General features: G+C 59.6%; 25 protein-coding genes and 1 pseudogene. 16 read left to right on the top strand and 10 right to left on the bottom strand.

The genetic code is table 11. The features are described 5' to 3' along the window. Window positions 1-4 precede the first annotated feature (4 nt). From EV561_RS32565 to EV561_RS32540, 6 genes are all read right to left on the bottom strand, one after another. On the bottom strand, window positions 5-1,024 hold the full coding sequence (locus EV561_RS32565; protein WP_132528039.1) for a glycosyltransferase family 2 protein: 1,020 nt from the start codon (window positions 1,022-1,024) through the stop codon (window positions 5-7). Then, the gene (locus tag EV561_RS32560) at window positions 1,021-1,965 is read right to left on the bottom strand and encodes a glycosyltransferase (protein WP_132528038.1); all 945 of its coding nucleotides are present in this window, start codon (window positions 1,963-1,965) and stop codon (window positions 1,021-1,023) included. Before EV561_RS32560 ends, EV561_RS32565 begins: the two co-directional genes overlap by 4 nt. Continuing rightward, the gene (locus EV561_RS32555; protein ID WP_132528037.1) at window positions 1,962-2,960 is read right to left on the bottom strand and encodes a glycosyltransferase family 2 protein; all 999 of its coding nucleotides are present in this window, start codon (window positions 2,958-2,960) and stop codon (window positions 1,962-1,964) included. Before EV561_RS32555 ends, EV561_RS32560 begins: the two co-directional genes overlap by 4 nt. After that, entirely contained in the window at window positions 2,957-4,165 is a 1,209-nt protein-coding gene (locus EV561_RS32550; protein WP_132528036.1) for a glycosyltransferase, read from the bottom strand. Before EV561_RS32550 ends, EV561_RS32555 begins: the two co-directional genes overlap by 4 nt. Window positions 4,166-4,271: 106 nt before the next feature. Next, entirely contained in the window at window positions 4,272-5,072 is an 801-nt protein-coding gene (locus tag EV561_RS32545; protein WP_132528035.1) for a glycoside hydrolase family 16 protein, read from the bottom strand. Beyond that, on the bottom strand, window positions 5,069-5,266 hold the full coding sequence (locus tag EV561_RS32540) for a hypothetical protein (protein WP_132528034.1): 198 nt from the start codon (window positions 5,264-5,266) through the stop codon (window positions 5,069-5,071). Before EV561_RS32540 ends, EV561_RS32545 begins: the two co-directional genes overlap by 4 nt. A gap of 280 nt (window positions 5,267-5,546) precedes the next feature. On the opposite strand from EV561_RS32540, the gene EV561_RS32535 reads away from it, so the two are divergent. The 3 genes from EV561_RS32535 to EV561_RS32525 all read left to right on the top strand — a co-directional run bounded on the left by EV561_RS32535 (window position 5,547) and on the right by EV561_RS32525 (window position 7,952). Further along, a complete protein-coding gene (locus EV561_RS32535; RefSeq protein ID WP_132528033.1) occupies window positions 5,547-5,735 on the top strand; it encodes a hypothetical protein in 189 nt (62 codons plus the stop codon). A 219-nt stretch (window positions 5,736-5,954) separates the two neighbouring features. Next, complete coding sequence (locus tag EV561_RS32530) at window positions 5,955-6,914, top strand: glycosyltransferase family 2 protein (protein WP_132528032.1); 960 nt, start codon at window positions 5,955-5,957, stop codon at window positions 6,912-6,914. Window positions 6,915-7,007: 93 nt separating this feature from the next. Then, the gene (locus EV561_RS32525; RefSeq protein WP_132528031.1) at window positions 7,008-7,952 is read left to right on the top strand and encodes a polysaccharide pyruvyl transferase family protein; all 945 of its coding nucleotides are present in this window, start codon (window positions 7,008-7,010) and stop codon (window positions 7,950-7,952) included. Between the two features lie 78 nt (window positions 7,953-8,030). Here the strand turns inward: EV561_RS32525 and EV561_RS32520 are convergent, their stop codons facing one another. Both EV561_RS32520 and EV561_RS32515 read right to left on the bottom strand, forming a co-directional pair. Then, on the bottom strand, window positions 8,031-9,041 hold the full coding sequence (locus tag EV561_RS32520; RefSeq protein WP_132528030.1) for a glycosyltransferase family 2 protein: 1,011 nt from the start codon (window positions 9,039-9,041) through the stop codon (window positions 8,031-8,033). Window positions 9,042-9,162: 121 nt separating this feature from the next. After that, complete coding sequence (locus EV561_RS32515) at window positions 9,163-9,453, bottom strand: exopolysaccharide production repressor protein (RefSeq protein WP_132528029.1); 291 nt, start codon at window positions 9,451-9,453, stop codon at window positions 9,163-9,165. A gap of 461 nt (window positions 9,454-9,914) precedes the next feature. Here EV561_RS32515 and EV561_RS32510 point away from each other — a divergent pair, with 461 nt between their 5' ends. Beyond that, window positions 9,915-10,871 (top strand): NAD(P)-dependent oxidoreductase, encoded by a 957-nt coding sequence (locus tag EV561_RS32510; RefSeq protein WP_132528028.1) that lies wholly within the window; start codon window positions 9,915-9,917, stop codon window positions 10,869-10,871. A 49-nt stretch (window positions 10,872-10,920) separates the two neighbouring features. Here the strand turns inward: EV561_RS32510 and EV561_RS32505 are convergent, their stop codons facing one another. Beyond that, window positions 10,921-12,015, bottom strand: coding sequence for a lactonase family protein (locus tag EV561_RS32505; protein ID WP_132528027.1), 1,095 nt, complete (start codon window positions 12,013-12,015; stop codon window positions 10,921-10,923). 266 nt (window positions 12,016-12,281) lie between these two features. On the opposite strand from EV561_RS32505, the gene EV561_RS32500 reads away from it, so the two are divergent. From EV561_RS32500 to EV561_RS37700, 7 genes are all read left to right on the top strand, one after another. After that, window positions 12,282-13,469: an ABC transporter substrate-binding protein gene (locus EV561_RS32500; RefSeq protein ID WP_132528026.1), complete on the top strand. Its 1,188-nt coding sequence runs from the start codon at window positions 12,282-12,284 to the stop codon at window positions 13,467-13,469. A gap of 81 nt (window positions 13,470-13,550) precedes the next feature. After that, on the top strand, window positions 13,551-14,288 hold the full coding sequence (locus EV561_RS32495) for an ATP-binding cassette domain-containing protein (protein ID WP_132528025.1): 738 nt from the start codon (window positions 13,551-13,553) through the stop codon (window positions 14,286-14,288). Then, complete coding sequence (locus EV561_RS32490; protein WP_132528024.1) at window positions 14,281-15,024, top strand: ATP-binding cassette domain-containing protein; 744 nt, start codon at window positions 14,281-14,283, stop codon at window positions 15,022-15,024. Before EV561_RS32495 ends, EV561_RS32490 begins: the two co-directional genes overlap by 8 nt. Window positions 15,025-15,026: 2 nt before the next feature. After that, complete coding sequence (locus tag EV561_RS32485; RefSeq protein WP_132528056.1) at window positions 15,027-15,977, top strand: ABC transporter permease; 951 nt, start codon at window positions 15,027-15,029, stop codon at window positions 15,975-15,977. Beyond that, window positions 15,977-16,948, top strand: a complete 972-nt coding sequence (locus EV561_RS32480) for an ABC transporter permease (RefSeq protein WP_132528023.1) — start codon at window positions 15,977-15,979, stop codon at window positions 16,946-16,948. The genes EV561_RS32485 and EV561_RS32480 overlap by 1 nt, the downstream gene beginning before the upstream one ends. A 454-nt stretch (window positions 16,949-17,402) precedes the next feature. Then, complete coding sequence (locus EV561_RS37705; protein ID WP_207910638.1) at window positions 17,403-18,155, top strand: hypothetical protein; 753 nt, start codon at window positions 17,403-17,405, stop codon at window positions 18,153-18,155. Continuing rightward, window positions 18,134-18,532 (top strand): hypothetical protein, encoded by a 399-nt coding sequence (locus tag EV561_RS37700; protein ID WP_207910637.1) that lies wholly within the window; start codon window positions 18,134-18,136, stop codon window positions 18,530-18,532. Before EV561_RS37705 ends, EV561_RS37700 begins: the two co-directional genes overlap by 22 nt. Before the next feature lie 243 nt (window positions 18,533-18,775). Here EV561_RS37700 and EV561_RS32465 read toward each other — a convergent pair whose 3' ends face one another. Continuing rightward, window positions 18,776-19,021: a DUF2188 domain-containing protein gene (locus tag EV561_RS32465; RefSeq protein ID WP_132528022.1), complete on the bottom strand. Its 246-nt coding sequence runs from the start codon at window positions 19,019-19,021 to the stop codon at window positions 18,776-18,778. Between the two features lie 128 nt (window positions 19,022-19,149). On the opposite strand from EV561_RS32465, the gene EV561_RS32460 reads away from it, so the two are divergent. The 5 genes and pseudogenes from EV561_RS32460 to EV561_RS32445 form a co-directional block, all read left to right on the top strand. Then, window positions 19,150-19,941: a type IV toxin-antitoxin system AbiEi family antitoxin gene (locus EV561_RS32460; protein ID WP_132528021.1), complete on the top strand. Its 792-nt coding sequence runs from the start codon at window positions 19,150-19,152 to the stop codon at window positions 19,939-19,941. Continuing rightward, entirely contained in the window at window positions 19,928-20,845 is a 918-nt protein-coding gene (locus EV561_RS32455; RefSeq protein WP_132528020.1) for a nucleotidyl transferase AbiEii/AbiGii toxin family protein, read from the top strand. Before EV561_RS32460 ends, EV561_RS32455 begins: the two co-directional genes overlap by 14 nt. A 161-nt stretch (window positions 20,846-21,006) precedes the next feature. Beyond that, window positions 21,007-21,249 carry a hypothetical protein gene (locus EV561_RS37695; RefSeq protein WP_207910636.1) on the top strand — a complete coding sequence of 81 codons (243 nt, stop codon included), beginning with the start codon at window positions 21,007-21,009 and terminating at the stop codon, window positions 21,247-21,249. Window positions 21,250-21,273: 24 nt separating this feature from the next. Continuing rightward, a complete protein-coding gene (locus EV561_RS37690) occupies window positions 21,274-21,789 on the top strand; it encodes a hypothetical protein (protein ID WP_207910635.1) in 516 nt (171 codons plus the stop codon). 325 nt (window positions 21,790-22,114) lie between these two features. Then, window positions 22,115-22,444: pseudogene (locus tag EV561_RS32445) on the top strand (transposase); the annotation flags it as partial. Between the last annotated feature and the right edge of the window lie 148 nt (window positions 22,445-22,592).

Genomic DNA, 22,592 nt, shown 5'->3' with positions numbered 1-22,592 from the left:
GGCTCTATCCTTTGTTAGAGTGAGGGCCTTTGCCCATGCTGGGGAGTGCTGCCGAGGAAGCGGCAGCGGCTTCGTTTCTGCGCCGGAAAAACGCCGCAAAACGTTTCAGGCGCGCGACGATCGGCATGCTCAGATGCCTGACCGCGCGGGGATTGCTGAAGGCGTTCTTGAGCACGCCGACAGGGGATTTGCTCTTGATGCTCTGGACAAGATTGAGAAACGACCTTGCCTCCCGAAGGCTTCGGGCGCGCCGCCGCTGTGCGGCCAGAGCCTCTGCATCCAGTGTGTGCGAGCCAAGAAAACGCTTATCGGCCTCGATCATCGCGTCGACATGGTGGATTTCCAGCACGCGGGAGATCGAGCCCTTGCGGATGTAATAGATGTAGCCGGCCATCGGCTCGACGACGCACCGGCCGCCATCGGCCAATGCCGAGGCGAGAAAGATGTAATCCTCACCGATCTTCAGATTTTCGTCGAAACGTAGCCCATGGCTCTCGATGAAGGCGCGCTCGAAGATCGGCTTCATGTATCCGAAATTATGCTCGGAACGGAAGATCACGTTAGAGGTGATGAAGTCCGCGAGCGACATTTCCGGCAGGCGGGCCAGCTTGTCGTCCGGAAACATCGTATAGTATTCATCGGCGTTCTCGCGGACGACGTCGAGGTTGTCGACCGCTATCTTCGCTTCCGCTTTTTCTGCTCTGGCGATCATGCGGGCCAGTCGATCCGGCCGCATGGCGTCATCGGAATCAAGCACGGCAACCCACCGCCCGGTCGCCACGTCGAGACCCGCGTTACGGGCGGCACTCGGTCCGCCGTTCCGGGGAAGGGCGACCACTCGCACGCGCGGATCGCCATGGTTCTCAGCGAGCGAGCGCGTTCCGTCCGTCGAGCAATCGTCGACGACGATGACTTCCATGCTGACGCCGCCCTGGCCGAGCGCGCTGTCGATGGCGCGTTCCAGCGTGTCCTCGGCATTGTAGGCAGCGATGATAAAGCTGACGTCGGGTATGAATTCGCTCATTGCGCCGTCGTCTCCAGCGTGCCGTATTGTTCGATCTCGCGTACGCCCATCAGCCCGCTGACCACACCGGCATGCATGATGCCGCGCAGGCCATAGCGGTAACGCTGGATGGGCATGAAGGCGCAGGCGCCGGCAGCGGCGAAACAATAGGCGGCCTTGGAGGCAGCCACCGCGACCTTTTTCATTCGCGCCGACGACTGTTCCTGAAGAAGCCTGCCATGCGTCTGCCCGAAGCGGAAACGGCGCTTGGCAAGCCAGCCCAATTGCGCGCGCTTTTCCGGCACCGGCTCCAGAACCCAGGCATCACGGGCAAAGGCGATACGTCCGCCGGCCTGTTCCATGTGCGTGAAGAATTCGGTGTCTTCGCCGCCACTGCGGCCAAGGGCCAGATTGAACCTACGTCCGAGCAGCGACAGTGCATTGCGTCGCAGGAGCACATTGCAGGTATAGCCGGTGACGATGCGCCCGCCGACCCACACGGGTCTGGTGGAATGAAAATCTCCGCTCCGCATCCAGCCAGGCGCCGTATTCGGGTAAACTGCACGCACCGGGCCAAGCACGGCGTCGGCGCCTGTTTCATCGGCGGTGGCAAGCAGTTCTGCAAGCCAGTCCTCGGACGCGGTCTCATCGTCATCGATGAAGGCGACGAAGTGGCCGCTGGCATTGTCGAGGCAGGCATTGCGGGCGATCGAAATGTTCGAGGCCGGGCAATGGACATAGACGATCTCGAACGGGATCGCCGAACGCATTGCCTCCACGCGTTCGCGCGCGCTGGGCGTCACGTCGTTGTCGGCCACGATGATCCTGATGGCAACGCCCATGGGGATCGAAAGCATCGCCAGCGATAGCAGGGTCTGGTCCAGCTCGCTGCGCCGATAGGTGCAGACGGCAATATCGACCTTGATCGGCTTTCGGCCGGATGTCTGTGCCGACTGCGTCACGAGGCGATCCTTCTGTTGCGGAAGTTCAGGAGTTCAAGCCAGAAACCTGCCGACCACGCAAAATGCATGACCATCGCAGACACGGCGGCGAGCGGGCCGTAAGGATTTCTCTGTCCAAGCGCGATCCAGAAGCCGTAGCCGACGCAGGCAAATGCCCAGAGCCCGACGGGGATCACGGCAATCCAGTTGAGGATCGCCAGAAACGCACCGACGAAGAGCGGAACGACGGCAAGCGGCAGCATCTGGCGGATGCTCGGCATGCTGCGATGCTTGAGGATGTTGCGCGCGCGGCCGCGGCCATATCCGACATACTGCTTGAAGAGCGTGCTGACGCTTGAACGGGGATAATAGGTCATCGCCGTCTTGTCGGTCAGCCAGATGCCGTAGCCGGCCTTCTTCAGGCGATAGTCGAGCTCGGCGTCTTCGTTATGGCTGAAGGTCTCGTCATAGCCGCCCACAGCTTCGAAGGCGGAGACGCGCATCAGGGCATGGTGGCCATGATTGGCCCAATGCCCCTTGGCGCCCTCCCGGTGTTTCGAGCCGCCATTCCCCAACTTGGAGTTCTGCGCGACCGCGGTCGCCTTCTGGAACAGGCTGAAACCCATCGTATGCATGGCGACGACCACGGAATCCGCCTCGGTTTCGAGGGCTTCCTCAACCAGGTTCTGGCAGTAATCCAGCGGATAGTCGCCATGCGCGTCGATACGGATGAGATAGTCGTAGCCCTGGCCGAGTTCCTTGACCGCAAGATTGACGGCGGCACTCTGCAGCCGCTTCGGATTGTCGAGCAGCATGACCCGCGGATCGGCAGCAGCGATTTCCCGCACGATCTCACGCATCCCATCGGTGCTTCCGCCATCGACGACGACGATCTGCGCGTCGAGGTCGCGAAGGGCCTGTTCAAGCTTCGCAATCAGCGGCTCGATATGCTTTGCCTCGTTGAGGCATGGAATGATGATCAAGCTGCGCACGTCTGAACGAGCATCGGTCTTCATAGCAGTCCGCCTTTGTTGCCATGCGGTTGGGAGACGGCCTCGGGGAGGATTGAGGGCCGGGTTGCTGGGGTGAGTGAACTCAGGCGCTGCACCAGCGCCAGGCATTCCGAACGGTCGGTAATCCAGTTGCTGCGATCCTGGGCTGCAACGGCTGCAAACAGGTCGAGATAATCTTGTTCGGTCATGCCACCCATGACCTCGGCAAGATGGTCTGCGGTCGCCGTCTTGAGCGGCAGGCCGATCTTGCGGGTGGCGAGGAAGCGCGCGGTTTCGGTGCCGCTCATGGCGATCGGCACGGCGCCGTAAAGACAACCTTCGTAGAGCCGGTTCGGCAACAGCCAGTTCGAATTCTGGCCTTCCTCGAAGAAATCGATCGCCCAGGAAAACTGGACCTCGTTGTAGATCTGCGCGAGTTCCTCGGGATTCCTGTAGGGACCGTGGAAGGTCATGTGTGGTTCGTTGGAGACAAAGCCATCGAAATCGTCGAATTCCGAGCGCGCCGGACGTCCGCGCAGGACGATTTCGAAGCGCCCTTCCATCCGCCGCGAAAATTCCGAAAGGAGTGCCAGCGATTTGCGGCAGCGCAGGGCGCCGAACCAGCCGATTTTCCAGGGCTTGCCAGCTTCTGGCGCTCGGCTCCGAGGCATGTCGCCTTCGCTGTCTTCGCCAAGTGCCAGGACCTTGTTTTCAAGCAGCATGATCGGCAGTTCGAGGCCGGACAGGCGACGGAAGTAATGCTCGACGAAAGCAGGCGAGCTTGTCAGAAGCAGACGCGCATTGGCGCCGAGATATCGTTCCACTGCCCGAATTGTCTTACCGGCCGCATCCTTGCGCAGCAGCAGACGGTGAATGTCGAGGCATTCGTAGGCAATCGGGATATTGCCGCCGAATTGTGAGGCCGCACGGTTTGCGACCGCCAGCATTTCGAGATTGCGGGCGATGATGACGTCGGGCCGATCGACGGATGCAAGCGTTGCGCCCAGCCGAAAAAGCGACTTCGCGATTGCGCTCATTCTCTGGCCGAAACGGCCGTCATGCGTGCGGCCAAGCTCGATCGGCATGATGCCCTGGACGGCAGCGAGCTCGTTCTGATCACGACGAAAGCCGGCAAGCGTCACTCGTGCACCACCCATTTGCAACGTCAGAACCCGGCGGCGCACTGCCGGGTCGGCTAGATCGTGGACGAAATAAAGTACATGCAGCATCAAAGCTTCCGTTTTCGTACAGGCCGGGGCCTGGGCGTGAACTCGATGAAATTGCGTCAACAAATTCCATTTGACCGCGGGATTCCCCCGCGTTCGAAGCAAGGCGTCAATTTAAAGCGCAGGCTATGGATTCAGCGAACTGGCATTTGTCGCCCATCGCGGTGAAGGCGATGCGATCGATTTGCATCATGGTCGGTTCTGTGTAGGCGAACTTGCCCATCCAGTCGCTCAGCGTGTCCGTGCCCCAGAGGCTCAGGAAAATCTTTTGTGCGTGGCTTGGGATCTTCGACGGGTCCGTGACTTCCTGTACGAGCTTGCCGTTCAGGTAGTAGCGCAGCCGGTCCTTCTCCCATACGAAGGCATAGTCGTTGAAGCCCTGGTTCGCACCGCCGGCAACGGGAACCAGCTTTTCGTTGCCGCCCTTGCCGCCGATATACTGGTTGACCTGCACCTGGTTCGGGTTCTTGCCCAGCGTTTCGAAATCGATCTCGTCGTGGGGCTTCTTGTCGGTTGGGCCGATATAGCTGAAGAAAGCGGAATTCAGGCCGGAACCAGTCGCGGTCTTGATCCGCGCCTCATAGGTGCCGTAGCCGTAACGCTTGGTCGTCTGGATCTCGCCGCAGGCATAGTTGCGCTCTCCGGTCTTGCCTTCGGCGAAATGCAGCTCCAGGATTCCATCCTTCACATCCACCTGCTTCTTGGACCAGGTGCAGTTCTGGTGCGGACCATTGTTCCAGCCATCAGAGACGTACCAGAAGCCGTTGTTGATCCTGTCGAAGTTCTCGACGAATGACGTTCCATTGGCCTGATCTTCCTGCGCAGTGGCGGCAAGGGGGGCCAGGACGGCGCCCGAAAGGGCGAGCGAACTTAGGCAAAGTTTAAGCGCATGGGCGAGGGTCGTCGTCATGTGTCACCTTTGCTGAAGGGAGAAACGATGGCCGCCATCGGCGACACTGGAAGCTGGGGGACGTCTTCTGGTTGCACTACTTTGGCGCGCGAGCTTGCCGCCCGCACGAAAGAAGAATTGATAGGCGCCGTGCCATCGACCGGCGCTAAACGCGTCAAAAATAAATTTGGCGAAACGTCTTCATCAACGTTCACGATGTCAGTCACCCCTATTGGGCTACGCCTCCCTTAGTAGCCGTTTCAACCAGAGCAGACTTGAGCCCGCACGCTTAAGCTAGGGCGTTTTGGCGGAAGAAAATATGGCACTGCAGCAAAAAATGGTGCGAATCCCGATTCGGAACGCCTATATGCATCATTATTGGAATTGCAAAATGCGGACGGTCGATAGCCCGAAAGTATGAGAAAATGCTTATGCGGCAATGCGTTCAAGCATAATCGAATATAATCATGAACTGTCCTTACGGAAGCTTTTGAGGTGCGCAAGTTTTTTTGGGATGATGAAGATTTTTTGCGCGACGCGGCAGTCGGCATGCTCAAAAGTGGACAGATTGTGGCAGAAACGCAACCCATGGAAGAATTAGCGGGGTGTCATCCTGGGCAGATTGGTTGTGTCGATGACGTTGCTTCCGGCTCGGGGATTTCGCTCAGGCGATCCGGCGGCTAAAATCGATCCGATGACAAATTTCAGCCCGAATGTGCCGGTCAAGGATAAATCTCCCAACCGGCATTGTTCGGAATCGATTTCACGCTAGGTGAGGGACGGCATCGGGTCGTCCATCTTCAACTCAGAAAAGGACCAGCAACTGAGACTGCCGAAAGCGCACGGCCGCGACCTCATCTAGGAGACTGCAAACTCTTTCTTGAAACACGCAGGGGCGAAAAAATGGCGACGTTTACAATTATCATCCCCTTCTACCAAAAGCAGGCTGGCATACTGCAGCGGGCACTGACATCCGTATCCAGCCAAACCTTCCAGGATTTCGACGTTATCATCGTCGATGACGAATCTCCCTTACCTCCCGACCAGGATCTTGCTGCACTGACAAACGAGGAGCGGGCGCGCATCACCGTCATCAAGCAGAAGAACGCCGGTCCGGGCGGCGCACGCAATACCGGGCTCGACAATGTGCCGGCGGATACGCGGTATGTCGCGCTCCTCGATTCCGATGACGTCTGGACGCCGCAGCATCTACAGAACGCTCTGGATAGCCTGACAAGCTTCGACGGCGACTGCTATTGGGCATCGATCCATGGCGGCGAGGAATTCTACTATCACTTCAGCATGGCCGAGCTTGCCAAGTCCGAGGAGGTCGTCCGCCTGTCGCAGGCGCCGCTGTTGATGGAGATCCCAAACATCGCCAGCGTCATGCTGAAGAACTGGAGCTTCCTGCACCTCTCCTGCATGGTGATCGGCAGGCCGCTCTTCGAGAAGATCAGGTTCGAGGCCGAATTGCGGTTGGCGGCGGAAGATGTGCTATTCTTCTGCGATTGCATGATGGCGGCCAAGCGCGTCCTTCTTTGCGATGAGGCAGGAGCCCTGCGCGGCGAAGGGATCAACATCTTTCACAGCATCGATAACGATTCTCCGCAATTCGTGCGCCAGCAGTTCAATACTTGGATAGCACTCGATACACTTGAGACGCGCTTCTCCCGGCGGCCCGGCGATGTGGCATCGATCCGCTCCTACAAGGATACCGCCCGCAGGCAGGCTCTCTGGAGCCAGATGCGGCAGGTGAAACACCGCAGGCTGCCGCAGTTTGGCCTGCTGGCAAAATGGGCATGGCGCGATCCAGGCATCCTGCAGAGCGCCGTACAACTTGCTGTGGGCAAACTCTCCCGGTAGCCTTCGCACCTGCAGCATGCAGGCGAAGGTCAAACACAATCCCGACGCGGCAAAAGCCGCGTCTTGCCTCCCTTAAAATCAATGGAGACATGAATGAAGCCATTCTACTGGGAATCCGATCACGGTAATTTCGGTGACGATCTCAATCTCTGGCTCTGGGACTTTCTGCTCCCCGGCCTTCGCGACGTGCGTCACGACACCATGCTTGTCGGCGTCGGCACTGTTCTCAACAAGGCGCTTCTTCCCGAAGGCATCCACAAACTCGTGATCGGCAGCGGCTTCGGCTACGGCGCGCTTCCCGATATGAGCAACGCGGCCGAATGGGACATACGCTGCGTGCGCGGGCCGCTCACGGCGGAGAAGGTCGGTCTGCCCGCGGAAAAGGGCATCATCGATCCGGCAGTGATGGTCACTGACATGCCGGAATTCCAGAACCTGTCGAAGAACGGCCGGCGCACATTCATTCCCCATTGGGAATCTGCTGTCGCCGGCCTCTGGCCGGAGATCTGCAAGACTGTCGGCCTTTCCTATCTCGATCCGCGCGGCGAAGCGAAGGCGGTCATCCGTGAGATAGCGCAATCGGAACTGATCGTCGCTGAATCGATGCACGGCGCCATCCTTGCCGATGCATTTCGCGTGCCGTGGATTGCGGTCAGCACTTCGCGTTCGATCAACAGCTTCAAATGGAACGACTGGGCGCGGACCGTCGGCGTCACCTATGCGCCGAAACACGTTCCGGTCTCCACCCGTGCGGAAGCGATCATCAAGGGCGCGCGCTTCTGGGGCATGGATTTCGACCATACGGATCCGCCTGTAGACGATCCGAACAAGCGTCACTTCGACGAGACCGTGCTTGTGGCCGAGCCGAAGCAGACTTCGTTGAGGTCTATGGCGAAGCAGGCGCTTGCTGCTCCTTCAGCGCTCGCTCTCTGGCAGGCGAGCAAGGCAAAGCCGCAGCTCAGCGCCGACTCGGTGCTGGCAAGCCGCAAGCAGATGCTTCTCGATGTCATCGGAACGGTTCGGCGCGACTATTTCTGACGCGCCGTAACCGTCTCTAAGTTAGAGCGGGATGTGAACCGAAAGCCGCACACACTTTTCGGCATCCCGCTCTGGCTCTCAGCCTTCGGCGGGTGCCTGTAGGAGATAGCGAAGCCCCTTGGGGCCTGCTGTCGCCACGGGCACTCCGTTCTTGCGGAAGCGTTCGGTCTTGTCCTGGAAGATGCCGCCGGCAATCGCCGGCACGGCGCCGAGATTTGCCAGCGAATAGGCGAGTGCCGCGCCCGGCCCGGATTTCGATTTGAGGTCGAGGAAGTGCCGCAGCTCGTAGCGGCCCCGGATGTGCCGCTCATGCCGACGGATCGCTTCGGCGGCTTCCGGCGATAATGGTGAGCTTGAAAGGATGGCGCGGTCGGCTTCGTAAAGCCGGCGCAGATCCTCGGTCCTGTGGCTGCCGCTCAGCGAGTTTCCGCGCACGACGGCGCCATAACCGCAGCTATGTATGATCTTGTAGCGCGCGCCTCTCGCGAGCGCCCGGACGTAGAGATCGTAATCCTCGCCCAGCCTCAGGCTCTCGTTGTAGCGAAGGCCATGCGCATCGAGGAAGGATCGGCGCATGATCGGCTTCAGGAAGCCGATCTCGCCGCGCCGCACACCTTTGCGCGTGATGTTGCCCTCCACGAAGGCGACGAGATCAAGGAAAAGCGGCTGCGGATGGAAATGGTCGAGCTTGGTGTGGGCGCTCGGCACGGTCTCGGCCTCAACGAAGGCGATATTGTCGGCGACAAAATCCCAATCATCTGCCTGAAGCATCGGCTTGAAGCGACCGGGAAAGAAGAAGTCGTCGGCATCAAGAATGGCGATGAGCGGAGACCTGGAAATCTCGATCGCATGATTGCGCGCGCCGGCAGGTCCGCGATTCTTTTCGAATTCAACGACGACAAGCCGACCCGTTCCATCATCGGCGTCTCGCGCCGCCTGCGCGGTCCTGTCCGATGAGCCGTCATCGATGACAACCACTTCGGCGACTTCTGTTTCCCGCAATGCGGAGGCAATTGCGAGTTCGATCGTATCCGCCGCGTTCTTGGCCGCGATGATGACGCATACGTTGTTTGCTGCCGTCTCTGTCACGTCAACCTCCATCGTTCAGGTCAACGACTTAGGACAGGATGCCTCACAGGACAACCTCAGACCGGCTCACAAGATGTTACGAGGACAATGAAATCCGAAGAGACCGCCGCTTGCAGCTGGATCAGCGATTAAGCGGCTCTGAACGGTTCATATTGGAAGTCGGCAAGCCCACGGACGTGTCGTCGGTATGGCCGACGCCCATCGTCTTGCCGTCACCAAGCCGCGCCCTGCGCGCCTTGGTTTCTTTCCAGGAGAGATAGAGAACTCCCAGAAAATAGCCTACCTGCAGCAAAATGGCGCAGATAATCGTCTCAATAAGCGTTCTTGGGAGCGATTGTGTCAGAAAATAGGTCGCGACGGCAAAGGCGAGAAGGGCGCCAATCATGCTTGCAAAAACGCGTGGTGCGTACATGACATTACCTCGCGCGGCCCTACGCTGCGAAAAACTCATCGGAGTCCGTGCTCCTCAAGTTAGGCCCTTAAAACCAATATATTTTAAGAGGGCTGTGAATTCAACCAACTGACGAAAGTCTTTTGCAGATGGTCGCCAGTCTATTAAAACCTTCTGTGGTGATTTAGGTTCCGACGAAAGTCGGAGGCGGGAGGGAATATAGTCCCATCGACCTCAGCAGAATAAATCGTTTAACCATGCCGTCATCTACTTTTGCGTGTTTTTATGGCGTCATCGCACGTTTTCGCGCGAATAAAAATACCACAGGGATATGGGCCGTTTTTTCGCTCTTGGGTTGTTGAGGGCCCAAAATATGCGTTGGGACGCCTCCCTGGAACAATAGGTCGCGCTGGCAGCGAAACTATCCCGCGCTAGCTTGGGCCTATCTGGAAGACCTATGCTGATATCGAGGAGGAGATGGCATGGCAAAAGTGGTGGTGATCGGAGCGACCGGGCACGTGGGCACCTATCTGGTTCCGAGGCTCGTCGAGGCGGGACATGATGTCGTCACGGTCAGCCGCGGCCAAGCAAAACCCTACCTGCCGCATCAGGGTTGGTCCGCCGTCGAGCAGCGGCAGATGGACCGCGAGACAATGGAGAAATCTGGCGAGTTTGGCCCCGCCATCCGCGCCCTCAAGCCCGAGATCGTCGTCGACATGATCTGCTTCAAGCTGGAAAGCGCTCGGAATCTCGTGGAAGCCCTGTCGGGGCATGTCGGCCATTTCCTGCACACCGGCACCATCTGGACCCATGGTCATTCGACCGTCGTGCCGACGCCGGAGGACGCGCCCAAGCGCCCATTCGGTGAGTACGGAACGCAAAAGGCAGCGATCGAGACCTATCTCCTTGAACAGGCGCGACACAAGGGCTTTCCGGCGACCCTCATTCATCCCGGCCATATCGTCGGTCCCGGCTGGGCGCCTCTCAATCCCGCCGGCAATTTCAACAACTCGGTGTTTTCGACCCTGGCGCGGGGAGACCTGCTCGCTCTCCCCAATTTCGGTCTCGAGACAGTGCATCACGTTCATGCCGACGATGTCGCGGCCATGTTCATGGGTGCGATCGCCAACTGGAGCGCGTCGATCGGCGAGAGTTTTCATGCGGTTTCCAGCGGAGCCCTGACCTTGAGAGGATATGCCGAGGCGATGTCGCGCTGGTTCGGGCGGGAGCCAAACCTTGAATTTCTGCCTTACGAGAAATGGGCTGAAAGCCAGTCGCCGGAGGACGCAAAGGCGACATGGGAGCATATCGCCCGCAGCCCGAACTGCTCGATCGCCAAGGCGCAGCGTCTCCTCGGCTATGCGCCGCGCTATACTTCGCTGCAGGCGGTCCAGGAGGCCGTCACCTGGCTGATGGCGAACGGGATGGTCAAAGCCTGATCCTTCCCGTTCGCGCGTCGTAGCGCAGAGCCGGCTGCTCGGTCAGTGGTCAGCGCACGATGCGCACGCACATCGGCGTTCCGACTTCGATTGCCTGGCCGGTATCGGCAAGCGCACCGGTCTGGACATCCCGCTCGAAAATCGAAATCCGGTCGGCATTCTGGTTCGCGCAGAACAGATGGCGGCCGGAGGGCGTCAGGGCCAGATTGCGTGGTGTCGCGCCGCCACAGGGAAAGAAACCGACGTGAGAAAGCTTGCCGTTCTCCGGATCTGTTTCGAAAACCACGATGCTGTCGTGACCGCGGTTGGAGCCATAGAGAAAACGCCCGTCCGGCGAGATCTGGATATCGGCACAGTGATTTTTCGATCTTGCCTCTTCGGGAACGGCCGGCTGGGCATCGGCTGCGGTCAGCACGCCACTCTTCGCATCGATTGTGAAACTGGCAATCGTTGAATCCAGTTCGTTCATGACAAAGAGGAGTTGCCCGTTTGGATGCAAGGCCACATGACGCGGTCCGGCACCGGGCGCGGTCTTGGTGTCCGCGAGCTCTTCCAGCGTGCCGTCGGCCGACAGTCGGTAGGAGGCGAGGCTGTCCGTTCCGAGATCGGCGAGGATGACGATATTGCCGGCAATCTCGGTGATGCTGTGTGCGTGGCTTCGTTCCTGCCGGTCGGTATTCGGTCCGGTTCCCTCGCGGGCAACGCTCGATATCGGTGGCGTCAGCCCGCCGTCACCTCTTAGCCCGTAGACGATGGCCGCCTGATCGGGGCCGCCCGAACCCATGCCGTAGTTGACGACAAGCAGCTTGCGATTGTCGCGCGTAACGGCATTCTGGGCGGTGATGCTGCCAAGCGACGGCTGCATATTGATGTAGTCGAGCGTGCCGGCTTCGCGGTCGAAACGGAAGGCGCTTACGAGACCTTCCTTCCAGCCGAAGACTTCGGAATTTGCATAGACGTAATTGCCGCTCGCATCGACGGAGAGGAAGGTCGGATTCTCGATATCGGGAACATTGGCCAGCCTCTCGAGGGCAAGCGTGTCCTCGTCAAAGCTGTAGACCGAAAGACCGTCGCCGTTGGCACCCTGGAAATATGGCGCCGCACGGTTGAGAGTTCCGACAAAAACCAGATATTTCAGGCCCATTACACTCCTCCAAAAATCGCTATTCAAATCGTATGCACTGCCTGAACCTCGGCGAAAATACGACGTTTCGCGATATAATCACGGCCTATGAAGGAAGCCACAGCTTTCGGCTCCCACTTGTCAAAATAATCCATATGTGAAAATACTCTTCACATAAGAAGATGAGGTAGGAGGAAATCGGGAATGGCAGGGGGTCGACTTCGTCGACGCTTGTCAGGCACCGAGATGCCCGCGCGAGGCGGGCCAACATATGGAGGAGAGTGGATATGAAGAGAATGATGAGCGGCGTGATGGCCGCAACGGCGGTGCTGGCGATGATAGCGCACGCCCATGCTGCAGATGTGGCTTCCGTCGTCGGCGCCCTGCCGGATCCGCTCAAGGCACAATACGACGGCGCGCCTCAGAAGATCCTGCCCTCGGCCTGGGACAACTGGACCCCGCCACCGAAGCCCTGGAAATGGTGCCACTCGGAATCCTACCAGGGCAATCCCTGGCGCGTGACAGTCACCAAGGAGCTGAAGCGCCTCGTCGATGGCCTGATCGCCGACGGTACCGTATCCAGCTTCGAAGTCTCCGACAGCAACAACGATGTGAGCCAGCAGATCAACCAGATCCGCGCCTTCATCGACAAGAAGTGCTCGATCATCACCTCGATCCCGGGTTCCGCCACGGCGCTGGACGATGCTGTCGCCGCTGCTGCCAAGGCCGGCATTCCCTTCATCACGGCCGCAGGCTCGGTCACCAGCCCTGATGCCATCAATGTCGACAGCAACTATGCCCGCTGGGGCTACGACATGATGTCCGCCATCAACAAGTCGCTGCCGTCAGGCGGCAATGTGTTGATGGTCGAAGGCATTGCCGGCCATCCGATCGTCGCCCAGGAGCGCCAGGGTGCCGACAAGGCGCTGAAAGAGGACAAGGGCCTGAAGGTCTCGCGCAGCGTCAACGGCAACTGGACGGCCAATGTGACGAAGACCGTCGTCCTGCAGGCGATCGCGACCAACCCGGCCCAGATCGATGCCGTTTGGTCGACGGGCAGCGAAAGCCGCGTGATTGCCGAAGCCTTCGCCCAGGCAGGTCGCCCGGCACCGCTGATCACGGGTTCCTTGACCGGCGATGCGCTCGGCTACTGGAAGGCCAATCCGGACAAGTACCGCTTCGAAGGCCATGCGCTGCTGCCGCACTGGACCGCCCAGACGCTCTTCCGTGTCGCGGCGCGCATGCTCGATGGCCAGAAGCCGAAGCTGAACACGCTGATGATCCCGATCCCGGCGGTGCATGAAGCCGATCTCGGCAAGTGGTACAAGGACTGCATGACGCCGGATGCCGTCTCTGTCTTCCCGGTTCCGCCGACCGATCCGATGCCGGAAGATCTGCTGGACGCCTATTTCACGGGCGCCAAGCCGACCATCGGCTGGGATTACTCGAAGACGCCGGACGCTTGCGCCAAGTGATGTGGTAGCAGGTGATCTGATAAAGTGACGAAGCCGGATCGCAGCCGATGGGTTGCGATCCCCTTTATTCATGAGTGAGACATGCTGGATATTGAAAACGTCTCCAAGCGCTATGGCGAGACGGTGGCCCTTTCGGACGCCACGATCGCTTTTCGCCAGGGGACGGTGCATACGATCCTCGGCGAAAACGGCTCGGGAAAAAGCACGATGGTGAAGCTGCTGTCGGGCATCGTCGAGCCGGATGGCGGCACCATGCGCCTCGATGGCAAACCCTTGAGTGGCAAGGCGCCGGCCGATTTCCAGGCCGTCGGCTTCGCGACCGTGTTCCAGGAGGTGCTGATTGCGCCCGATCGAACGGTGACGGACAATATTCTTCTCGGTCTCGACAGTCCTTTCAAGCGCCGTATCCGGCGCGACAAGCGCCGCGAAACCGCCGCCGCCGCGCTCGGTCGTTTCGCGATAACCGACGTTCCGCTCGATGCGCCCGCAGGCTCGCTGCCGCTTGCTGCGCAGCAGCTCATCGTGCTTGCCCGCGCCGTGGTGCGCAGGCCGCGCGTTCTCATCCTCGACGAGGTGACGGCGGCGCTCGACTATGCGGATCGTGAATCCGTCTTCCGGCTCATGCGTCAGCTGGCCGGCGAGGGCGCTTTGCTGCTTTTCATCACGCACCGCATGGATGAGGTCATGTCCCTTTCCGATCGGATTTCGATCCTGCGCGGCGGCAGGGTGGTGAAGACCGAAGATTGCGGCGTCTCGACACCTGCCGAACTGCTGAAGGCCATGGCGCCCCAGACCGCAGCGGAGCTTTTCCATGCCTGACGCCATGACGCTCGAAACCAGAGGCATTGTGATCGGGCAGGGGGCTGCGCCGATCTCGCAAATGATCCGTCCGGGCGAAATCGTCGGGCTGGCCGGTCTTGACGGTCATGGGCAGGAGCGCTTCCTTGAAGTGCTTGCCGGCCTTCGCGAGCCCGTCTCCGGTGAGGTTATGCTCGACAAGGCCGGCCGGCAGACGAAGATCAACGGCTTTCGCAAGGCAGTGGCAAACGGTGTCGCCTACCTGCCGCGCGACCGACGCGCGACGGGGATCTTCCCAACCCAGTCGGTGCTCGACAATTTCGCCATCTCGACTGTCGGCCGCGATTCCTTGCTTGGGTTGATCAGCATGAAGAGCCGGCGCCGCCGATACGATGTCTATCGCGAAAAGCTGTCCATTTCTGCGCCCAGGCCGGATGCGGCGATCACCACGCTTTCGGGCGGCAACCAGCAAAAGGTGCTCTTGGCCCGTGCCTTGGCGCTGGAGCCTGACGTCCTCCTGCTCAACGACCCGACACGCGGCGTCGATGTCGCGACGCGTCATGTTCTTTATGATGTCTTCCGCGAACTGGCGCGGGAGGGAATGGCGCTGGTCATCCTGTCGAGCGAGATCGAGGAAATCCTGGTTCTCTGCGGACGCGTTCTGGTCTTCCGCGAAAACGAAGTGACGGCGGAAATGACGGGAGAGGCCATGACCACGGACAATGTCATTTCAGCCATGTTCAGGCGGGCCGCATGACGATGGCATCACCTTCTAAAACGTCAGCCATCCTGCGCAGCGCCGGCTTTGCCGTTGTCCTGCTCGTGGTGCTTCTGGTCATCAACCTCTTTCTCAATCCGGCGCGCTTCGCGCCGTCTGCCTGGGGAACCCTGATCGGCCTCGCAGCCCCTCTGATCGGGGCAGCGCTCGCCTCCGCGCCGGTCATTCTTGGCGGTCGCGGCGGCATCGACATATCGGTCGGTCCGCTGATGGGCTTCGTCAACGCCATCGTCATTGAGGCGTTGTTTCTCTCCGCCGGCATTTCCTCGCCCTTCGTCCTCGTTCCGGCAGCGCTTCTCGTCGGGGCTCTAATCGGGGCAATCAACGGCTTCATGACAACAGTCATCCGCATCCAGCCGATCGTCGCGACGCTCGGCACCTATCTGGTGCTGTCAGGTGTTACGCTGACGATCCTTCCCGCTCCGGTTGGCCCTGCGCCCGACTGGCTGAAGGCCATGGCCGGCACTTATTCGATCTTGCCGCTGGCCGTCATTGCCATAGCCTGGTGGCTGATCCGTCGTCTTCCCTATTACGATCTCCTGATGGCGATCGGCAGCGACGACCGCGCCGCCTATACCGCCGGCGTCGATGTCACGCGCGTTCGTTTCATCGCCTATGTGATAACAGGTGTCTTTGCCGGTGTCGCAGGGCTGATGCTGACGGCGCTCATCGGCTCGGCCGATCCCAATATCGGCCAGACCTATACGTTGATTGCCATTGCGGCGGTCGCGCTTGGCGGCGTCAGCCTTGCGGGCGGCCGCGGCGGGCTGATCGGTGCGGCGATCGGCGCGATCGATATTTTCCTGCTGCAGAGCGTGCTGACCTCCTTCAACGTCTCGACCTATGTCCTGCAGATTGCCTACGGCGCCATTCTGGTCGCAGCCGTCATCCTGACGGCGGTGCAGGAACGCGCGGTTAAGGGGAGGGCGTGATGATCCGTTTCAAAAGTTTCCTCGCCAGCACCGGCGGACGCATCTTCGGTGCCTTCGTCATCGCGGCACTCCTGCACCTCGTCGGCACGATCCTCATTCCCGGCTATTCCTCGTCCTTCGCGATCCGGGCGATGCTGGTCATCGCTTCGCTGTTGGCGGTCGCCTGCGTGGGGCAGACGCTGGTCGTCATCCTCGGTGGCATCGATCTTTCCATTCCCTTCGTCATCGGCTTTGCCAATGTCGTGGCAGCGCAGCTCTATGGCGAGCAGTGGAATTTCGCCCTGGTTTGCCTGCTGGTGGCGGTCATCGCGTTGCTGATTGGTGCGTTCAACGGCTACGTCTCGCGCAAGCTGGAGATTCATCCGCTCATCGTAACGCTTGGATCCGGGATGATCGTGCAGGGCGCGGTCCTCCTCTGGACGGCTGGCTTCCCCTCGGGCTCCGCACCGCAGGCCGTGTCCGATTTTGTCTCCATCGGCGGCTCCGTCGGGCCTCTGCCCTTCCCATGGCTCATCCCGGCGCTTGTCGCGCTCGCCGCTGTGATCATTCTGGTGCTATCGAGATCGCCTTATGGGCGTCGGCTCTATGCGCTCGGCAGCAATCCGGGAGCAGCGCCCCTCGCGCTCATCGATCCAGTCAGGATGTGGGTGATCACTTTTGCGATCAGCGCCTTCTTTGCGGCGGTCGCCGGCGTGCTTCTGCTCGGCTTTACCGGCTCTGCCTATGGTGATGTCGGCCAGCCCTATCTCTTCCAGACCATTGCTGCTGTTGTCGTCGGCGGTGCTGCGCTTGTCGGCGGCCGCGGCAGTTATCTCGGCACAATTGCCGGCGTGCTTGTTCTAACCGAGATCAACACGCTGCTGATCGGCATGGGCTTCCAGCCCGCCGCGGTTCAGGCAGCCCTTGGCCTCATCATTGTCATCCTCGTGTCGCTCTATGGACGCGAACGGCATATTCGCACGACGATCTGAGTCGAAGGAGGCCCCGTCGACTCCTGCGCTGGCTGGTTGTGGATCAACCTATTCAATCAGAAAAAGTCTTGTTTTACAGTATGTTGCCATATCATCGAGATGAGATGGTGCCGGTATCTGGTATCTGTAACGGGCGCCAAATCGTGGTAATCCCGGTACAATCCGGGCAATACTTCAGGAGCCCAGATTCGCATGCTGTTGCACGAATTCCGCACGGTCAAGCTCCGCCTTTAGGCGAGCGTAGATCAGAACCAGGGCTGACCCGACCTTTGACGGATACCATGCAGGCGGCATCTACCGTCAATTCAAGGTCAACCCTGCTCATTCAGTCCACTTCAATCCTCCGTTTTATCGAAGGGTGCAATTGACATGCGTCTACAGGAAACCAGGTTTGAGCGATCCCAGCGCTCCAGCTCCTCAGTTGGATAGAGGATCGCTTTGCCGATTTTAATGAATGACGGCCCGATCCTCTTCGATCATCCCTAATCCACCTCTTGGCTGGTGGGCAAAGAAGGCTGCGGGGAAGAAGGTCAAGCAAACGCCGCTGCCGAAAGCCAAGGCAGGGAGTGCCCATGGGATTACAATTGCCAATGCGGATCTGAGCCGCGAAGCCGCCGCACTTGCGGGCGTGCGCGAACAGGCGCGTATCCTTGCGTCTGAAGGTGATGATAGCCAGGCAACCCCGCCGCACCCGATCATCGAGCGGACGCTCGCGGGCCTCAGAAAAGCGAAGCCATCCGATATCGGTATCGTTGTTGCTGACGGGCCTGGGCTCATCAAGTGTGAGGTGGCATCGTTGTCGATCGACCGCCTTGCGATCGCGCTGCCGCGGATTATCCGGGCAGCATCACTCCAGGGCTTTGAGCTCGTCGCAGGCGAGGGCTTGGCGAAGTTCAAATCCAAAACTGAGACTGTCGGCTTCTCAATCGCAGAATCGATCAGGCGAGAAAAGCATGTTCTGACGGATGCTGAGCGAGCCAAGGAGGAGGCTTGGGAACGAAAAAGGGATCGTGCGGCACGGCGTAACTCTTGGGATGACCTATTCTCCGACAGGCCTCGCTTTCCGGAATGGGACCATCATCCGACCGGCCAGCTCTCGTTTGAGTTCGAGCAGGTGTATGTTTTCCGGGGGGGGGCGCGCCGCGCCGCAGTTTCCGCGACGCCAAGGTTCAGCGGCTGGAGAATATGGCCAGCGACATCGCTGTAGGCCTTGCAGTGCTTGCTGCGGCGAAAACTGAAGAACGGCTCAGGCGGGAGGTAGAGCAGCGGAGGATTGAGGAGGAGCGTCGTCGCCGCGAACTAGCTGCGCGCGTCAAACACATTCAGGATCGCCGCACCACCGGACTGAGCGCGCTTCTCTCCGAACTTGATGAACTGGACCGACTACGTCGTCTCATCGCCATGCTCACCGAAGAGGTTTCGGCCGAACCGAGCCCCAGATTGTCGGCGTTTCTGGCTTGGACCACAGAGCACTTGACGCGGCGCGAGGCTCGCTTGTCTCCGCGGGCGATCGAGGATCGCTTCGAGGCGGAGCGCCTATTTGGTGACGATGACGATCACGGCTTCACGCCCTCGCGGTGGTAGGCTGGCGAGAGTGAGGAAGTCTCGATAGGTTATTGATGGCGCGGCAGGCGAGGTCCGATGCTTTTGGCCGCAGGCGGGTCGTCTGGCGCTTTGTCGCGCTGCGGGAACGGCAGAGTTCGACGCAACGCGTGATATCGCCTCTCGATTTCTTCCTGCTGGGCCGGTGGAAGATCGGCCATGACTTCGTCGATCGTGCGAGGCATGCGGGTTGCTTTCGTTGAAGTGCCGAGAGGTGGATACGAATTAGCCCGGCGATTTCTTGGGATCGGCAGCACGCGGATAAGTCCGCTCTTCTTGAAATTGACCGTCGACCTTCTGGATCTTGATCGATCCTCCATCCTTGCCGACAGCCTTCTCGAGGGCGCCGCCTTTGGTCGCATCAGATTTGGTGTCGAAACTCGCCGCAGGACGACTCGCGCCATCTTTGGTCAAATCCCAGCGATCTTTCTTCTCGTTATGCGTAAGCGTGAATTTCGGCAGGTTGGCCATTTCCTCCTCCAGGTTCGTTGTGTCTTGGTGGTTTGAATATTGCGCGTTTATGCCTACCATTGATGGGTCGAAAATACGAATTCTCGAACTTGTCTCGCGGTTTGGACTCGTGCTATTTTAGCCCACTAATGGTAGGTCAAAAGAACGAAAAGATAAACCAACTTCATCGCCTGCTCCCTGAGGGGCTGGTGGTTGACACCGCTTGGCTGGAAAAGCACGGCTACCGTCGGCAGTGGCGCGAAAAGTATGTGGCGCAGGGCTGGCTCGAAGGTGTCGTTCGTGGCGTCTATCAGCGGCCAACCGGTAACGCTGATCAGGCGATAGCCTGGCAGCGCGTGATCATCTCGCTCCAACGACTTCTGGATAAATCCGTGCACGTCGGTGGCCGCAGTGCCCTCGAGCTACAAGGCCTGACGCACTACCTCCGCTTTTCGGGCAAGCCAGAAATCCATCTGTATGCCTATGGCAGTCTGCCTGGCTGGGTAGAGCGGATACCGACCGACGCTCAGTTCGTCGAACATAAGGCAGACAGGCTCTTTGATGCCGAGGCACCTGGAAGGATGCGCCTGGCATGGGGACACTGGGGGTGGGAGCTTGATGTCTCCGCGCCGGAGCGAGCATTTTGCGAGCTTCTCGACCTGCTCCCATCCCGGGAGACCTTCCATCAAGCGGACGTCCTAATGGAGTCGGTTCGCACTCTAAGCCCGAAGCGGGTTCAGGCCGTGCTGGAAGCGTGCCGCAGCGTGAAGGTGAAGCGGCTGTTCCTCTGGTTCGCCGAGCGGCACGCTCATCCATGGTTCGGCCGGCTCGATCTCAAACGTATCGACCTCGGTCGTGGCAAGCGCCAGATCGTGGTCGGCGGTCGGCTGGACAGCAAGTATCAGATCACTGTGCCGGAGACACTCGATGCCGGCGTCTGAAGCCTATCGCGCGCAAGTCAGCCTCCTCGTTCGAGTTCTCCCGCTCGTTGCAGAGGAGAACGTCTTTGCATTGAAGGGTGGCACGGCCATCAATCTTTTCGTTCGAGACCTTCCACGTCTGTCGGTCGATATCGATCTGACTTATCTGCCGGTCGAAGATCGCGCGACTTCTCTCGCCAATATCGATGCCGCCATACGACGGATTGCTGCCCGAATAGCCGAGAATGTACCGCGCAGCCGCACCCAGGCCGTGCCGCTGCACAGCGAAGGCGCTGCAACAAAGGTGCTGGTTACCTCCGACGGTGTGCAGATCAAGATCGAGGTGACGCCTGTCATTCGTGGCTGCGTCTATTCTCCCGAGACACGGGCGGTTTGCGACCGGGTCGAAGAGCTCTTCGGATATGCCGAGGTGCCCGTTGTGTCCTTCCCGGACCTCTACGCCGGCAAGATCGTCGCCGCTTTGGATCGGCAGCATCCGCGAGACTTGTTCGATGTCAGGGATCTGCTCGCGAATGAGGGAATATCCGATGAGCTGCGGCGTGCCTTCATAGTCTACATCCTGAGCCACAACAGGCCGATGGGCGAGGTCTTGGCGCCGACGCGCAAGGACTTGCGCCACGAGTTTGATGCGGGGTTTGCCGGCATGACGGAAGAGCCCGTGACCCTGGAGGCGCTGTACGATGCTCGTGAAGCTCTAATCGCCGAGGTCGTTGGCAAGATGCCTGCCGAGCACCGGCGCTTTCTTCTCTCCTTCAAGGCCGGCGAGCCAGACTGGGACTTGCTAGGCGTGCCTGGAGCCGCGGACTTGCCGGCGGTGCGCTGGAAGGTCGACAACTTGGCCAAACTTTCGGAGGGCCGGCGCGAAAAGCTGTTGTCTGATCTCAGGCGGGTGCTCACGACATGAGGCACGGTGGACGCGTGAGGAACGCCGAAGTGAAAAGGAACAAGACGACGACGATCTGTAAGCTATGGTCCGCAGTAGTTGGCTCTCGGGCTGCGGCACTGACAACGTGGATTGCCAGAACGTCGGCGCTTCAAAACACAGCCGAGCTGAGAGGCTAGACCATGGTCCGTCTCTTCGTCGGCGTTACGGACAAGGTCTGGTTCGATCAGTTGAGCGCCTCTGTTCCACATGACGAAGTGAATTTCTGGCAACCCAGCGGGACGACGCAGTTTCGGGCGCTTCAGCCCGGCGAACTATTCCTCTTCAAGCTGCATTCGCCAAACAACTTCATCGTTGGCGGCGGCATCTTCGGTCACGCGTCAATCGCGCCGCTGTCTCTGGCCTGGGAAGCCTTTGGCCTTTAGAATGCCGTTTCCAGTCGCTCTGAAATGCGGGCGCGAATTGCGAGCTATCGCCGCGATCCGATTGCCCTGGACGATCGACAGGATCCCGTCATCGGTTGTCGGATACTGACCCAGCCGTTCTTTTGGCCGAAAGAGCTCTGGCTGCCTGTTCCGGAGAGCTGGTCGCCAAACATCGTGACCGGTAAGGGATTCAACGCGAAGGAAGGGGATGGGCAATATCTATGGTCCGCAGTCACAGATCGATTGAACTCGGTTCCTGAGATTCGCAATACAGAGCCGATCATGGCTGAGCGCTTCGGCAATCCGACGCTGATCAAGCCGAGATTAGGGCAGGGCGCGTTTCGCCTGACGATCACCGATAACTATGAACGCCGTTGCGCTGTCTCGGGTGAAAAGACCCTGCCGATCTCAGGCGATCGCTGTTCGCTTTGTAGTGTTTGCCACAATAAGCGCCCTCATCGCCAAAATGATGTCTCAAAAGACAGGTGTTGCGATCGTGGGAAGTATTTTGCTGGCGGGCGTCACGATTGGTTTGCGTGAGTTCGTCATGCGGACGCAAGTAGCGGAACCTAATCTTATAGCGGGGGTCGCAGGCTCGGTATGGGGGGCAGCGCTCGCGCATGGCATGAGGAGGAACCTTTTTTGAGGTCCTATAAGTTTGACCAAAGTGGGTGGGCGACCGCTGCCAGTCGGGAGCGTCCGCCGAAGGAGGGGTCTGTCCTCGCCAAGAATTGAGAGCTCTGAGGTAGGCGGCGGTGGCGCAAATGGTTCAAGATCAGACCTAAGAGCCTGACCGAAAAAGAGTTGAGTGATTTCAGTAGGATGTGATTCCGTCGGATTTGTTCAAGATTCGAAGGAGTTCACGATGGCCTGGACCGAAACCACTCGGCGGCAATATGTTCGTAAATCATCCCGCTATGCAAGCGACCTGACGGATCGGGAATGGGGAATGATCGCGCCGTTCATGCCTGAAGCACGACGTCTGGGCCGCCCGCGCACGACGAACTTGCGCGAGGTTGTGAACGCGATCCTCTACCTTGCCTCGGCGGGCTGCCAATGGCGGATGCTGCCAAAGGATTTCCCGCCCTTCACGACCGTGCAGGGTTATTTCTATGAATGGCGAGCAATGGGCTTATGGACGCGGATCAACCATTACCTCGTCATGGATGCACGGGAATTGGACGGGCGTGAAGCGATCGTGCCCCAGGAGATGGTGTAACTGGCGGGAGATAGCAAAGCCGAGTGCCTGCGCGCTTCTCGTTGCGCTGTAGCGGGTGATCGGCTTTGCGGGCGGCCATCAGTGTTTTCCGCTAGGGTCGGGTTGTTCAAGACCAACCTGACGG

Origin of the sequence: Rhizobium sp. BK376 (assembly GCF_004341625.1) — a bacterium.
Classification (GTDB): domain Bacteria; phylum Pseudomonadota; class Alphaproteobacteria; order Rhizobiales; family Rhizobiaceae; genus Rhizobium.
The sequence above is the reverse complement of the archived record's forward strand: the minus strand, read 5'-3'. Positions and strand labels throughout refer to the sequence as shown.

Bases quoted from the DNA above. Each gene is read 5' to 3' on its own strand.
- EV561_RS32465 (WP_132528022.1), bottom strand. From the start codon at position 19,021: ATGGCCAACCTGCCGAAATTCACGCTTACGCATAACGAGAAGAAAGAT.
- EV561_RS32460 (WP_132528021.1), top strand. From the start codon at position 19,150: ATGGTAGGTCAAAAGAACGAAAAGATAAACCAACTTCATCGCCTGCTC.
- EV561_RS32500 (WP_132528026.1), top strand. From the start codon at position 12,282: ATGAAGAGAATGATGAGCGGCGTGATGGCCGCAACGGCGGTGCTGGCG.
- EV561_RS32525 (WP_132528031.1), top strand. From the start codon at position 7,008: ATGAAGCCATTCTACTGGGAATCCGATCACGGTAATTTCGGTGACGAT.
- EV561_RS32455 (WP_132528020.1), top strand. From the start codon at position 19,928: ATGCCGGCGTCTGAAGCCTATCGCGCGCAAGTCAGCCTCCTCGTTCGA.
- EV561_RS32530 (WP_132528032.1), top strand. From the start codon at position 5,955: ATGGCGACGTTTACAATTATCATCCCCTTCTACCAAAAGCAGGCTGGC.
- EV561_RS32565 (WP_132528039.1), bottom strand. From the start codon at position 1,024: ATGAGCGAATTCATACCCGACGTCAGCTTTATCATCGCTGCCTACAAT.
- EV561_RS32490 (WP_132528024.1), top strand. From the start codon at position 14,281: ATGCCTGACGCCATGACGCTCGAAACCAGAGGCATTGTGATCGGGCAG.
- EV561_RS37700 (WP_207910637.1), top strand. From the start codon at position 18,134: ATGGCCAGCGACATCGCTGTAGGCCTTGCAGTGCTTGCTGCGGCGAAA.
- EV561_RS32485 (WP_132528056.1), top strand. From the start codon at position 15,027: ATGGCATCACCTTCTAAAACGTCAGCCATCCTGCGCAGCGCCGGCTTT.
- EV561_RS32510 (WP_132528028.1), top strand. From the start codon at position 9,915: ATGGCAAAAGTGGTGGTGATCGGAGCGACCGGGCACGTGGGCACCTAT.
- EV561_RS32555 (WP_132528037.1), bottom strand. From the start codon at position 2,960: ATGAAGACCGATGCTCGTTCAGACGTGCGCAGCTTGATCATCATTCCA.
- EV561_RS32545 (WP_132528035.1), bottom strand. From the start codon at position 5,072: ATGACGACGACCCTCGCCCATGCGCTTAAACTTTGCCTAAGTTCGCTC.
- EV561_RS32550 (WP_132528036.1), bottom strand. From the start codon at position 4,165: ATGCTGCATGTACTTTATTTCGTCCACGATCTAGCCGACCCGGCAGTG.
- EV561_RS32480 (WP_132528023.1), top strand. From the start codon at position 15,977: ATGATCCGTTTCAAAAGTTTCCTCGCCAGCACCGGCGGACGCATCTTC.
- EV561_RS37705 (WP_207910638.1), top strand. From the start codon at position 17,403: ATGACGGCCCGATCCTCTTCGATCATCCCTAATCCACCTCTTGGCTGG.
- EV561_RS32495 (WP_132528025.1), top strand. From the start codon at position 13,551: ATGCTGGATATTGAAAACGTCTCCAAGCGCTATGGCGAGACGGTGGCC.
- EV561_RS32505 (WP_132528027.1), bottom strand. From the start codon at position 12,015: ATGGGCCTGAAATATCTGGTTTTTGTCGGAACTCTCAACCGTGCGGCG.
- EV561_RS32515 (WP_132528029.1), bottom strand. From the start codon at position 9,453: ATGTACGCACCACGCGTTTTTGCAAGCATGATTGGCGCCCTTCTCGCC.
- EV561_RS37695 (WP_207910636.1), top strand. From the start codon at position 21,007: ATGGTCCGTCTCTTCGTCGGCGTTACGGACAAGGTCTGGTTCGATCAG.
- EV561_RS37690 (WP_207910635.1), top strand. From the start codon at position 21,274: ATGCGGGCGCGAATTGCGAGCTATCGCCGCGATCCGATTGCCCTGGAC.